The sequence below is a fragment of the Stenotrophomonas sp. YJH_SMC_127 genome, from assembly GCF_059372445.1.
The window spans coordinates 1,082,600-1,095,742 of the sequence record NZ_JCAFVO010000001.1 but is presented as its reverse complement, the minus strand read 5'-3'; the positions used below and the strand labels follow the sequence as shown (position 1 = coordinate 1,095,742).

12 protein-coding genes are annotated in these 13,143 nt (G+C 64.7%); 11 read left to right on the top strand and 1 reads right to left on the bottom strand.

Translation table 11 applies throughout. From position 1 onward, the window contains the following. Positions 1–160: 160 nt before the first annotated feature. From AC5QAB_RS04880 to lpdA, 3 genes are all read left to right on the top strand, one after another. Entirely contained in the window at positions 161–676 is a 516-nt protein-coding gene (locus tag AC5QAB_RS04880; protein WP_197561627.1) for a DNA-deoxyinosine glycosylase, read from the top strand. 167 nt (positions 677–843) lie between these two features. Continuing rightward, on the top strand, positions 844–2,568 hold the full coding sequence (gene aceF / locus AC5QAB_RS04875) for a dihydrolipoyllysine-residue acetyltransferase (RefSeq protein ID WP_495233193.1): 1,725 nt from the start codon (positions 844–846) through the stop codon (positions 2,566–2,568). A 107-nt stretch (positions 2,569–2,675) separates the two neighbouring features. Next, the gene (gene lpdA / locus AC5QAB_RS04870; protein ID WP_197561626.1) at positions 2,676–4,478 is read left to right on the top strand and encodes a dihydrolipoyl dehydrogenase; all 1,803 of its coding nucleotides are present in this window, start codon (positions 2,676–2,678) and stop codon (positions 4,476–4,478) included. 652 nt (positions 4,479–5,130) lie between these two features. Here the strand turns inward: lpdA and AC5QAB_RS04865 are convergent. After that, positions 5,131–5,949 carry a hypothetical protein gene (locus tag AC5QAB_RS04865; protein WP_032961256.1) on the bottom strand — a complete coding sequence of 273 codons (819 nt, stop codon included), beginning with the start codon at positions 5,947–5,949 and terminating at the stop codon, positions 5,131–5,133. Positions 5,950–6,407: 458 nt separating this feature from the next. Between AC5QAB_RS04865 and AC5QAB_RS04860 the strand changes: the two genes are divergently transcribed. From AC5QAB_RS04860 to atpD, 8 genes are all read left to right on the top strand, one after another. After that, complete coding sequence (locus AC5QAB_RS04860) at positions 6,408–6,773, top strand: hypothetical protein (RefSeq protein ID WP_014648497.1); 366 nt, start codon at positions 6,408–6,410, stop codon at positions 6,771–6,773. Between the two features lie 31 nt (positions 6,774–6,804). Further along, positions 6,805–7,605, top strand: coding sequence for a F0F1 ATP synthase subunit A (atpB, locus tag AC5QAB_RS04855; RefSeq protein ID WP_014038569.1), 801 nt, complete (start codon positions 6,805–6,807; stop codon positions 7,603–7,605). 73 nt (positions 7,606–7,678) lie between these two features. Further along, the gene (gene atpE / locus AC5QAB_RS04850; RefSeq protein WP_005411133.1) at positions 7,679–7,984 is read left to right on the top strand and encodes a F0F1 ATP synthase subunit C; all 306 of its coding nucleotides are present in this window, start codon (positions 7,679–7,681) and stop codon (positions 7,982–7,984) included. A 106-nt stretch (positions 7,985–8,090) separates the two neighbouring features. Next, entirely contained in the window at positions 8,091–8,561 is a 471-nt protein-coding gene (locus AC5QAB_RS04845) for a F0F1 ATP synthase subunit B (protein WP_005419512.1), read from the top strand. A gap of 2 nt (positions 8,562–8,563) precedes the next feature. After that, positions 8,564–9,091 (top strand): F0F1 ATP synthase subunit delta, encoded by a 528-nt coding sequence (locus AC5QAB_RS04840; protein ID WP_032129048.1) that lies wholly within the window; start codon positions 8,564–8,566, stop codon positions 9,089–9,091. Between the two features lie 44 nt (positions 9,092–9,135). Beyond that, the gene (gene atpA, locus AC5QAB_RS04835) at positions 9,136–10,683 is read left to right on the top strand and encodes a F0F1 ATP synthase subunit alpha (protein WP_005419511.1); all 1,548 of its coding nucleotides are present in this window, start codon (positions 9,136–9,138) and stop codon (positions 10,681–10,683) included. Positions 10,684–10,780: 97 nt separating this feature from the next. Then, on the top strand, positions 10,781–11,644 hold the full coding sequence (gene atpG, locus AC5QAB_RS04830) for a F0F1 ATP synthase subunit gamma (RefSeq protein WP_014648494.1): 864 nt from the start codon (positions 10,781–10,783) through the stop codon (positions 11,642–11,644). 37 nt (positions 11,645–11,681) lie between these two features. After that, a complete protein-coding gene (gene atpD / locus AC5QAB_RS04825; protein ID WP_005419510.1) occupies positions 11,682–13,088 on the top strand; it encodes a F0F1 ATP synthase subunit beta in 1,407 nt (468 codons plus the stop codon). Positions 13,089–13,143 lie beyond the last annotated feature (55 nt).

The window sequence follows — 13,143 nt, the reverse complement described above, 5'->3', positions numbered from 1 at the left end:
TTGGGCCCCCGGTTGCGGGGCGAGCACACCGTAGTCGCCCCAACATGAATCGAATCCGACGCACGTTAAAAAATAGTTTTCCTTGTTCAGCGACGGGTGCGGAATGCCTTTATTCATGGCGTTTTCTGCTCTCGCCGACATTCATGCAGTTGGAGAAGATGTGAGCACGGCAACGTTGTGCATTGGCCTGCCAGCGCAGGTGAACGTCGATTGCAGGGTGCTGCTGCTGGGCTCGATGCCAGGCGTGGCATCCCTGCAGGAGCAGCGCTACTACGCGCATCCTCGCAACCGCTTCTGGCCGCTGATGGCCGATATCTGCGGTTTCGACGCGGATCTGCCCTATGCGCAACGGCTGCAGGCGTTGAACGCCGCAGGCATCGGCCTGTGGGATGTGATCGGGCGCTGCGAGCGGCGCGGCAGCCTGGATGCGGACATCGTGCGTGGCACGCAAGTGGCCAATGCACTGCCGGAACTGATCGCCACGTTGCCTGAGCTGACGCTGATCGGCTGCAATGGCGGCGCGTCATTGCAGGCATTCCATCGCTGGGTGTTGCCGCGGCTGGAGGCCCCGCCGAAGGTGGTCGCGCTGCCGTCGACCAGCCCTGCCAATGCGGCGTGGTCGTTGCCGCGCCTGCGCCAGGCCTGGCAGCCAGTGGCCGACGCGCGGGCGACATGAAGCGGACATCGCCTGGACAATACGCTACCGACTGGTCGCGCACCCGACCCATGGGCAACAGCCTGTCCCGGCTGCGTGCGTACTGAAAACACCTGTAACGGTTGGCGCTGGACCCCGCTGGCCGCACAATAGACGTTTCCCTACACCAGATTGCCGGAGTTATCCCCATGGCCGAAATCAAGGAAGCACTTGTCCCCGATATCGGTGACTACAGCGATATCCCGGTAATCGAGGTGCTTGTCGCCGTCGGCGACACGGTCAAGAAGGACCAGGGCCTGGTGACGCTGGAAAGCGACAAGGCGACCATGGAAGTGCCGTCCTCGGTGGCGGGCGTGGTCAAGGAGCTCAAGGTCAAAGTGGGCGACAGCCTGTCCGAAGGCAAGGTCGTGGCCCTGATCGAAGTGGCCGAAGGCGAAGCCGAAGCCGCCAAGCCGGCCGCTGCCGCACCGGCACCGGCACCGGCACCGGCCAAGGCCGCTGCCCCGGCTGCCGCCACCCAGAGCGCGCCGGCTGCAGCTGCGCCGGCCGCTCCGGCTGCCAGCGGTGGTGCGGTTGAAGCCCTGGTGCCGGACATCGGCGACTACGCCGGCATTCCGGTCATCGAAGTGCTGGTCGCCGTGGGCGATACGGTCAAGAAGGACCAGGGCCTGGTCACGCTGGAAAGCGACAAGGCCACCATGGAAGTGCCGTCGTCTGTGGCCGGCGTGGTCAAGGAGATCAAGGTCAAGGTGGGCGACAATCTGTCGCAAGGCGACGTGGTTGCCATCATCGAAGCCGAGGGCGCTGCCGCGCCGGCGCCGACCAAGGCCGCTGCTGCTGCCGCTCCGGCTGCCGCAGAGACCGCCACCAAGGTCGAGCCGGTCGCTGTGCCGGCGCAGCCGGACAAGCTGGCGGCCCGCGAGATCGCCTCGGCCGGTACCCCGTCCAGCCCGCCGGTGCAGTTCAATGCCGATGGCGTGTTGCCGGCCAAGGTGCCGTACGCCACCCCGGCGGTGCGCGTGTTCGCCCGCGAGCTGGGCGTGGACCTGCTGCAGATCAACGGCACCGAGAAGGGTGGCCGCATCACCAAGGGTGACGTACAGAAGTTCGTCAAGGCCGCGCTCAGCGGTGGCGTGCCGGCAGCTGCCGGTGGCGCCGTCGCCGCTGGTGGTGGCCTGAACCTGCTGCCGTGGCCGAAGGTCGACTTCAGCAAGTTCGGCGAGACCGAAGTCCAGCCGCTGTCGCGCATCAAGAAGATCTCCGGTGCGAACCTGGCCCGCAACTGGGCCATGATCCCGCACGTCACCCAGTTCGAGCAGGCCGACATCACCGACCTGGAAGGCCTGCGCGTGGCGTTGAACAAGGAGAACGAGAAGGCCGGCATCAAGCTGACCATGCTCGCCTTCCTGATCAAGGCCAGCGCCGCAGCGCTGAAGAAGTTCCCGGAATTCAACGCCTCGCTCGATGCCAGCGGTGAAAACCTGACCCTGAAGAAGTACTTCCACATCGGTTTCGCCGCCGACACGCCGAACGGCCTGGTCGTGCCGGTCATCCGCGACGTGGACAAGAAGGGTGTGGTGCAGATCGCGCAGGAAACCGGCGAACTGGCCAAGAAGGCACGCGACGGCAAGCTGGGCCCGGCGGACATGAGCGGCGGCTGCTTCTCGATCAGCTCGTTGGGCGGCATCGGCGGCACCGCGTTCACCCCGATCGTCAACGCACCGGAAGCGGCCATCCTCGGCGTCTCCAAGTCGTCCATCCAGCCGGTCTGGAACGGCAAGGAATTCGCACCGAAGCTGATGCTGCCGCTGTCGCTGAGCTACGACCACCGCGTCATCGACGGCGCACTGGCCGCACGCTTCACCACGTACCTGTCGCAGGTACTGGCCGACATGCGCCGCGTGCTGCTGTAAGGCACCGCTTCGCCCCCACCGTGCGGCCGCAGCCCCTGGCGCGGCCGCGTGAACAGATGCAGTGACAGCCCGCCGGCGCCGCCGGGCGGGCACGAGGAAAACCCACCATGGCCACGATTGAAGTCAAGGTTCCCGACATCGGCGATTACAGCGATGTGCCGGTGATCGAAGTGTTGGTCGCCGTCGGCGACACGGTGAAGAAGGACCAGGGTCTGGTAACCCTGGAGTCGGACAAGGCCACCCTGGAAGTGCCGTCCTCGGCCGCTGGTGTGGTCAAGGAAATCAAGGTCAAGCTTGGCGATACCCTGTCCGAAGGCGCCGTGGTCGTGGTGCTGGACACTGAAGGCGCCGCCGAAGCCCCGGCCAAGGCCGCCGCGCTGGCTCCGGCCGCCCCGGCCAGCAAGCCGCCGGTGACTCCGTCGCACCGCGCCCCGGCTGAACCGGCTGCGCCGAAGCCGGCGCTGTCCAGCGGCAAGCCGGCCGACATCGAATGCGAGATGGTCGTGCTGGGCTCCGGCCCGGGCGGCTACACCGCGGCCTTCCGCGCCGCCGACGTCGGCCTGGATACGGTGCTTGTCGAACGTTACGCCAGCCTCGGCGGCGTCTGCCTCAATGTCGGCTGCATCCCGTCCAAGGCGCTGCTGCATGCTGCTGCGGTGATCGACGAAGTGGCCCACGCCGGTGATTTCGGCGTCGAGTTCGGCAAGCCGACCATCACCCTGGACAAGCTGCGCGCGTACAAGGAAAAGGTCGTCAACCAGCTGACCAAGGGCCTGGCCGGGATGGCCAAGCAGCGCAAGGTGCGCAGCGTGCAGGGCGTTGGCAGGTTTGTTTCGGCCAACGAGCTGGAAATCACCGCGGCTGACGGCAGTACCCAGCTGCTGCGCTTCCAGAAATGCATCATCGCCGCCGGTTCGCAGGCGGTGAAGCTGCCGAACTTCCCGTGGGACGACAAGCGCGTGATGGATTCCACCGATGCGCTGGAGCTGGCCGAAGTGCCGGGCTCGCTGCTGGTCGTCGGCGGCGGCATCATCGGCCTGGAAATGGCCACCGTGTACAGCGCGCTGGGCAGCAAGGTCACCGTGGTCGAGTTCATGGACCAGCTGATGCCGGGCGCCGACAAGGACCTGGTCAAGCCGCTGGCCGACCGCCTGAAGAAGCAGGGCATCGACGTGCACCTGAAGACCAAGGCCTCGGGCGTCACCGCCGATGCCAAGGGCATCACCGTGACCTTCGAAGCCGCCGAGGAAGGCCAGGCGCCTGCGCTGGCGCAAGGCACCTTCGACCGCGTGCTGGTGGCCGTGGGCCGCTCGCCGAACGGCAAGAAGATCGATGCCGAGAAGGCCGGCGTGCAGGTCACCGACCGCGGCTTCATCCCGGTCGATCGGCAGATGCGTACCAACGTGCCGCACATCTTTGCCATCGGCGACATCGTCGGCAACCCGATGCTGGCCCACAAGGCCACGCACGAGGGCAAGCTGGCCGCTGAAGTGGCAGCCGGCCACAAGAAGGAGTGGGTCGCCCGCGTGATTCCGTCGGTGGCCTACACCAACCCGGAAATCGCCTGGGTCGGCGTGACCGAGACCGAAGCCAAGGCCAAGGGCCTGAAGGTCGGCGTGGCCAAGTTCCCGTGGGCCGCCAGTGGCCGCGCGATCGGCATCGGTCGCACCGAGGGCTTCACCAAGCTGATCTTCGACGAAGAGACCCACCGCATCATCGGTGGCGCGATCGTCGGCGTGCATGCCGGCGACCTGCTGGCCGAGATCGGCCTGGCCATCGAGATGGGTGCGGAAGCGGAAGACATCGGCCACACCATCCATGCGCATCCGACGCTGAGCGAGTCGGTGGCGATGGCCTCGGAAATCTACGACGGCACGATCACCGATCTGTACATGCCGAAGAAGAAGTAAGGCGTCCGCGCCGTTCCGAACGAAAAGCCCCGGTTTCTGCCGGGGTTTTTTGTTGGCTGCAGGAATGTCTTCGGCGTTGTCATCGCGAGGGTCCGGGCCACTGCACGGGTGGCAGGCATTTCGACAAATGTCCCCCGTCGTCCGCCTGCGGCGGTCGCCTCCTCCTTTACTTTGTCGAAATGCCCGCCACCCGCGCAGTAGCTCGGCTTGCGGATAGTCGAGAGCCACAGCCTGGCCCGCCTGGATGCCTGACACGCGAGGGAAGAGGGGCTTGTGTGCGAAGTAAAGGAGGAGGTGACGGCCGTAGGCCGGCGCCGGGGGACATTCGCACGCAAGCCCCTCTTCCCCCAGCGCTCGACCACGCATGCGTCTACGGCAATTGCCACCCGTGCAGCGGCTCGGCTTGCAGATAGTCGAGAGCCAGTGCCTGGGCCGCCGGGATGCCTGACACGCGGAGGGAGCGGGGGTTGTGTGCGAAGTAAAGGAGGAGGTGACGGCCGTAGGCCGGCGCCGGGGGACATTCGCACGCAAGCCCCTCTTCCCCCAGCGCTCGACCAGCCTGCTTTTCTGCTCGACGATGCAAAGAAAAAACGCGGCCCCGATGTTCCGGAGGCCGCGCCAGGAGAGAAGATGCCGTGGAAGGGGCAGGGGATCAGAACACGAAGCTGATACCGGCCACCGGGCCCTTGAATTCCTGCTTCAGGCCGACCGTGCCGTCGCTGCCCTTCTTGTCCACGTCCAGCTTGAACCAGTCGTAGCCGGCGAACACACCGAAGTTCTTGGTGAAGCGGTAATCGACGATCGCATTGGCGCGGCTCAGGTCGCCCTTGTAGTCATCGAAACTGCCCCAGCGCGTGTTCAGGTACTGGCCCTGCAGCGTGATCATCCAGCGCTCGGACGGAGTGAAGGTCATGCGCGCACCCACCACCGGTGCCACGCCATCGGCCTTCTCGTTGAGGAACTGGCCTTCATACACCGTGCCCAGGTCCGCGTAGCCCTTGGTGCTGACCTTGGCGTACTCGCCACCGATCTGCAGGCCCAGGTCGAAAGTGTCGGTATCGACGACCGAGTAGTCATAGACCAGGCTGGCCACCTGGTACTTCAGCTCGCCCTTCACGAAGCTGCCGGCCGGCACGCTCTCACCGCCGAAGGAAATGCCCTGGTCAAGCGTCTCGCGACGGTCCTTGTCGTACTTGAAGTAGTTGAACAGCAGGCGCTGACGGTTGCTGATGCGGAACATGCCGTCGATGCGCGGCTCCCATTCCTTGCCACCCAGCTTGAAGTCCTGGTTCAGGGAGATGTCCTGGCCGGCCACGGTGGTGCTGCCACGCAGCGTGTTGTCCGAATCGATGTTCATCGCACCCAGACGGATGGCGAAGCGGTCGTCGCCTTCGGCGGCGTGGGCGGCATTGGCGAACGAGGCGCCGGCAGCGAGCAGGGAAAGGGCGAGCAGGGTGGGTACGGGGCGCATCGAAGAGTCCTTGCAGTGGTTCATCAGAATGAAGACCACTGTGCCGGACGCCGCCGTCCACCATCCGTGAACGTATGGTCCACGGAGTGTGCACGGTTCAGCCCTGTCGCGACGACGCAAAAAGATGGCCCCGGAGCCGGGCTTCGGGGCCATCGCGGGACCTGCGGGGCGAAGCGTCGACGAGGTTGCTGCAGGCAGGTCGAAAGATCGGACCGGCGCATCCGGCGAAAGTTCCGCGCCTGCGACCAAAGTTCAATACTGCGGTGCAGCATCACGCGGACGTCATTGTCCCCCGGGTGGCACGCAAAAATGTAACCGTTACCGCAACTTGCGGCTTCCAGGGATGAACAGGCAGCGGTTGTCTCGCAAATTGTCCCATTGCTATAATTTGGCGGCTCGATGAGGCCCCCCTGCTGTAGCCGCCTCAGCCCTCCACTTGCAACCACGCGGGACGTCCTGTGCTGAACTCCGTTGATGCGGGTCGGCGACTGATGCTGCGCGCCGCGGTCTACCCGCTGGCCGCGGTGGCTGTCCTGGCCCTGGCCTTCCTGCTGGTAGGTCCGAAGTATGCCCTCGGCGCGCTGGCGTCCGGTGTGGCCATTTCGGCCGGCGGCTGGGTTGCGGCACGGATGGCTCTGGGCGGTGGTGCGGTGGCCGCAGGATCGGCGATGGCTCGCCTGATCATTGCGATCGTGGCCAAGTGGGTCGTGGTTTTCGGCGTCCTGCTGGTGGGGTTCCTGGTCTTCAAGCTGCCTGCATTGGCGCTGTTGGCCGGTATCGCCGTCGGCTTGATGTTCCAGGTCCTGGCCATGGCCAGGCGTTGACAGAATTCAATTAACTGAAGGTTCCGGACACATGGCGGGCGAGGCTCTAACCCCTACCAGCTACATCCAGCATCACCTGCACAACCTGACCGCACCGGTCGGCAAGGGTGAGGGTATGTTCTGGCATATCCACGTCGATACCTTCCTCACCGCCGTCCTGATGGGCCTGGTGATCGTTGTCGCGTTCTGGCTGGGAACCCGCAAGGCCACCGCCGGCGTGCCGGGCAAGTGGCAGGCCTTCGTCGAGATCTGCCTGGAGTTCGTCGACCGCCAGGCCAAGGACACCTACCACGGCAAGAGCAAGCTGGTCACGCCGATCGCCATCACGATCTTCTTCTGGATCCTGTTGATGAATCTGCTGAAGATGATCCCGGCCGATTTCATCGCCAAGCCGCTGGAATGGGTGGGCGTGCACTACTGGAAGCCGGTGCCGACCGCTGACGTCAATGCCACCCTCGGCATGGCCATCAGCGTGTTCTTCCTGATGCTGTTCTTCGCGCTCAAGTCCAAGGGCCTGGTCGGCTTCGTCAAGGAATTCCTGACGGCGCCGTTCGGCAAGTGGATGATGCCGTTCAACCTGATCCTCAACATCGTCGAGTGGCTGAGCAAGCCGATCTCGCTGGCGATGCGACTGTTCGGCAACATGTTCGGCGGCGAAATCGTGTTCCTGCTGATCTGGGTGCTGGGTGGTGCCGGTTTCTTCGGTGCCATCGCGGGTGGTGTGTTCGGCCTCGGCTGGATGCTGTTCCACCTGCTGGTGATCCCGCTGCAGGCCTTCATCTTCATGATGCTGTCGATCGTGTACCTGAGCCTGTCGGAAGACGCTCACTGAGTTTCAAGCTTCAACGCGTTTCAACCTTCATCCGTTTCATCACCCTTAGCAACTTAAGTTCCTGGAGATAACCATGTACTTCGCCGTCCTGACCAACTTCGCGCAGATTCAGAGCTCCACCGCCCTTGCCGTCGGCATCATGATCGGCCTGGCCGCGCTGGGCGCCGGTCTGGGTCTGGCCATCATGGCTGGTAAGTTCCTGGAGTCGGCCGCGCGCCAGCCGGAACTGATCCCGGTCCTGCAGGTCCGCATGTTCATCACCGCCGGCCTGATCGACGCCGCGTTCATCATCTCGGTCGCCGTTGGCCTGCTGCTGGCCTTCGCCAACCCGCTGTCGGCTGCCTTTGCTGGCGCCGTCACCAAGGCTCTGGCCGGCTGATACAGCGGTTTGAGACGACCGGGTGCTGATGCACCCGGTTTCGGATGAAGGCCGGATGTGCCGCTTCGGCGGCACGTCCACCCCGAAACCAGCGATCGAGCTAACCATGAATATCAATTTCACCCTTCTTGCGCAGGCGCTGGCCTTCGCTGGTCTGATCTGGATCATCGCGACCAAGATCTGGCCGCCGCTGATGAACGCGATCGAAGAGCGCCAGCAGAAGATTGCTGAAGGCCTCGCTGCTGCCGACCGCAGCCAGAAAGATCTGGCCCAGGCGCAGGAGAAGGTCAACGAAGCGCTGAAGGAAGCCCGCACCAAGGCCAACGAGATCATCGATCAGGCCCACGCGCGTGCCAACCAGATCGTTGATGCAGCCCGTAACGAAGCGATCACCGAAGCCACCCGTCAGAAGGAACTGGCCCAGGCTGAAATCGACGCCGCCGCCAACCGTGCCCGTGAAGATCTGCGCAAGCAGGTGTCCGCGCTGGCCGTGACCGGTGCCGAAAAGCTGCTCAAGCGCGAAATCGACGCCAACGCCCACAAGGCGCTGCTCGACGAGCTGGCCTCGGAGATCTAAGGATGAGCCAGGCCCTCACGCTTGCCCGCCCGTACGCCCGCGCCGCGTTCGCGACCGCGCGCGACGAAGGTGCGTTCGCGCCGTGGTCGGACGCCCTGGCGTTCTCCGCCCACGTCGCCGCCGACCCGCGCGTGGCGGCCCTGCTCGCCAACCCGGAGCTGGGTCGTGACGACGCCGTCGCCCTGCTGGCGCCGGTGTCGCACGGCGAGACCTACTCGCGCTTCCTGGCCATCCTGGCCGAATCGCATCGTCTGCCGCTGCTGCCGGAAATCTCCGGCATGTTCGACGCCCTGCGCGCCGAAGCCGAGCACGTGGTCAAGGCCACGGTGACCTCGGCTTCCGAGCTGTCGGCCGGCGAGCTGGACGCGATCAAGGTCGCGCTGCGCAAGCGCTTCAACCGCGAGGTCGACGTGACCACCGCGGTCGATGCTTCGCTGATCGGCGGCGCCGTGATCGACGCCGGCGACGTGGTCATCGATGGTTCGCTGAAGGGCAAGCTGGCCCGTCTGCAGACCGCGCTCGCTAACTGAATTCATTTAACGTCCGGCCCCGCTGCCGGCACTAGGACTTGACGATGGCAACCACGCTCAACCCCTCCGAAATCAGCGAACTGATCAAGAACCGCATCGAGAAGGTCAAGCTGGCCGCGGAATCGCGCAACGAAGGCACCGTGACCAGCGTGTCCGACGGCATCGTGCGCATCTTCGGTCTGGCCGACGTGATGCAGGGCGAAATGATCGAACTGCCGAACAACACCTTCGCCCTGGCCCTGAACCTGGAGCGCGACTCGGTCGGCGCCGTGGTCCTGGGTGACTACGAGCACCTGCGCGAAGGCGACGTCGCCAAGACCACCGGCCGCATCCTGGAAGTGCCGGTCGGCCCGGAACTGCTGGGCCGCGTCGTGAACGCGCTGGGCGAGCCGATCGACGGCAAGGGCCCGCTGGGCACCGACCTGACCGCTCCGGTGGAACGCGTTGCTCCGGGCGTGATCTGGCGCAAGTCGGTCGACCAGCCGGTGCAGACCGGTTACAAGTCGGTCGACTCGATGATCCCGATCGGCCGTGGCCAGCGCGAGCTGATCATCGGTGACCGCCAGACCGGCAAGACCGCCATGGCGATCGATGCGGTGATCAACCAGAAGGGCACCGGCATCAAGTGCGTGTACGTTGCGATCGGCCAGAAGGCGTCGACCATCGCCAACATCGTGCGCAAGCTGGAAGAGAACGGCGCGCTGGCCCACACCATCGTGGTGGCCGCGACCGCTTCCGAATCGGCTGCCATGCAGTACATCAGCGCCTACTCGGGCTGCACCATGGGTGAGTACTTCATGGACCGCGGCGAAGACGCGCTGATCGTGTACGACGATCTGTCCAAGCAGGCCGTTGCCTACCGCCAGATCTCGCTGCTGCTGAAGCGTCCGCCGGGCCGTGAAGCCTACCCGGGTGACGTGTTCTACCTGCACTCCCGTCTGCTCGAGCGCGCTGCCCGCGTGTCCGAGGAATACGTCGAGAAGTTCACCGAAGGCAAGGTCACCGGCAAGACCGGTTCGCTGACCGCGCTGCCGATCATCGAGACCCAGGCCGGCGACGTGTCCGCTTTCGTTCCGACCAACGTGATCTCGATCACCGACGGCCAGATCTTCCTGGAAACCGACCTGTTCAACGCCGGCATCCGTCCGGCCGTGAACGCCGGTATCTCGGTGTCGCGCGTCGGTGGCTCGGCCCAGACCAAGATCATCAAGAAGCTGTCGGGCGGCATCCGTATCTCGCTGGCCCAGTACCGCGAGCTGGCTGCGTTCGCGCAGTTCGCCTCGGACCTGGACGAAGCGACCCGCAAGCAGCTGGAGCGTGGCCAGCGCGTCACCGAGCTGATGAAGCAGAAGCAGTACGCGCCGATGTCGATCGCCAACCAGGCGCTGTCGATCTACGCCGTCAACGAGGGTTACCTCGACGACGTGCCGGTCAACAAGCTGCTGGCGTTCGAAGAAGGCCTGCACGCCCACTTCGCCAACACCCAGGGCGAGCTGATCAGCAAGGTCAACGCCACCGGCGGTTGGGACAACGACATCGAAGGTGCCTTCAAGAAGGGCATCGCCGAGTTCAAGACCACCGGCAGCTGGTAATCGCGGTCCTGTAGAGCGGAGCCGCTGGCTCCGCTGGACCAGATGACAAACGGTTGAACAACGCGGGGCATCAGCCCCGCGCCACGGGAAACAAGAGATGGCAAGCGGACGCGAAATCAAAACCAAGATCAAGAGCGTGCAGAACACCCGCAAGGTGACGCGCGCCCTGGAAATGGTCTCGGCCTCCAAGATCCGCAAGGCGCAGGATCGGATGAAGACCTCGCGTCCGTACGCGCAGGCGATGAAGCAGGTGATCGGTCATCTGGCCCAGGCCAGCACCGACTACCAGCATCCGTTCCTGGTCGAGCGCGAGCAGGTCAAGCGGGTCGGTTTCATCGTGATCTCCTCCGATCGCGGTCTGGCCGGCGGCCTGAACAACAACCTGTTCCGCAAGATGCTGGGCGAAGCCAAGGCATGGCAGGACAAGGGTGCCGAAGTGGACCTGGTGACCATCGGCCAGAAGGCTTCGACCTTCTTCCGCCGCGTGAAGGTCAACATGGTCGGCAGCGTGACCCACATCGGCGACGTGCCGAAGCTGGAATCGCTGATCGGTGTGATCAAGGTCATGCTCGACGCCTTCACCGAAGGCAGGATCGACCGCGTGTACCTGGTCTACAACCGCTTCGTGAACACCATGGTGCAGAAGGCCAGCTTCGATCAGCTGCTGCCGCTGCCGCCGGCTGAGAAGCAGGTCGCTCACCACGACTGGGATTACCTGTACGAACCCGATGCCGCGACCGTGCTCGAGCACGTGATGACGCGTTACATCGAGTCGCTGGTGTACCAGGCACTGCTGGAAAACGTCGCCTCCGAGCATGCGGCACGCATGGTTGCGATGAAGGCGGCGAGCGACAACGCCAACAAGCTGATCGGCACCCTGCAGCTCGTCTACAACAAGGCGCGCCAGGCAGCGATCACCCAGGAAATCTCCGAAATCGTCGGCGGCGCGGCAGCAGTCTGACCGCGTTCGTTCAAAGCACACATTAGAGGATGCAGCAATGAGTCAGGGCAAGATCGTTCAGATCATCGGCGCGGTCGTCGACGTCGAATTCCCGCGTGAATCGGTGCCGAAGGTGTACGACGCACTGAAGGTGGAAAACACCGAGATCACCCTCGAAGTCCAGCAGCAGCTGGGCGACGGCGTGGTGCGTACCATCGCCCTCGGTTCCACCGACGGCCTGAAGCGCAACCTGGTTGCCGTCAACACCGGCCGTGGCATCTCGGTGCCGGTCGGCGCCGGCACCCTGGGCCGCATCATGGACGTGCTTGGCCGTCCGATCGACGAAGCCGGCCCGGTCGCTGCCAGCGACAACTGGGAAATCCACCGCGCTGCGCCGTCGTATGAAGACCAGTCCCCGGCCACCGAGCTGCTGGAAACCGGCATCAAGGTCATCGACCTGATGTGCCCGTTCGCCAAGGGCGGCAAGGTCGGCCTGTTCGGCGGCGCCGGCGTCGGCAAGACCGTCAACATGATGGAACTGATCAACAACATCGCCAAGGCGCACAGCGGTCTGTCCGTGTTCGCCGGCGTGGGTGAGCGTACCCGTGAGGGCAACGACTTCTACCACGAAATGAAGGACTCCAACGTCCTGGACAAGGTGGCGATGGTGTACGGCCAGATGAACGAGCCGCCGGGCAACCGTCTGCGCGTCGCCCTGACCGGCCTGACCATGGCCGAGTACTTCCGCGACGAGAAGGACGAAAACGGCAAGGGTAAGGACGTCCTGCTGTTCGTCGACAACATCTACCGTTACACCCTGGCCGGTACCGAAGTGTCGGCACTGCTGGGCCGCATGCCGTCCGCCGTGGGTTACCAGCCGACCCTGGCCGAGGAAATGGGCGTCCTGCAGGAGCGCATCACCTCGACCAAGAACGGTTCGATCACCTCGATCCAGGCCGTCTACGTTCCCGCGGACGACCTGACCGACCCGTCGCCGGCGACCACCTTCGCCCACCTGGACTCGACCGTGACCCTGTCGCGTTCGATCGCCTCGCTGGGTATCTACCCGGCCGTCGATCCGCTGGACTCCACCAGCCGCCAGATGGATCCGCTGGTCATCGGCCACGAGCACTACGACACCGCCCAGCGCGTCCAGCAGACCCTGCAGAAGTACAAGGAACTGAAGGACATCATCGCCATCCTGGGCATGGACGAACTGTCCGAAGAAGACAAGCAGGCCGTGTCGCGCGCCCGCAAGATCGAGCGCTTCTTCAGCCAGCCGTTCCACGTGGCCGAAGTGTTCACCGGTTCGCCGGGCAAGTACGTGCCGCTGAAGGACACCATCCGTGGCTTCAAGGCCATCGTCGATGGCGAGTACGACCACCTGCCGGAGCAGGCGTTCTACATGGTCGGCGGCATCGAAGAAGCGGTCGAGAAGGCCAAGAAGATGGCCGAGAAGGCCTGATCCGGGACGGGCGGGAGCGATCCTGCCCGACCTGACGCCGGCGCCGGGCAACCGC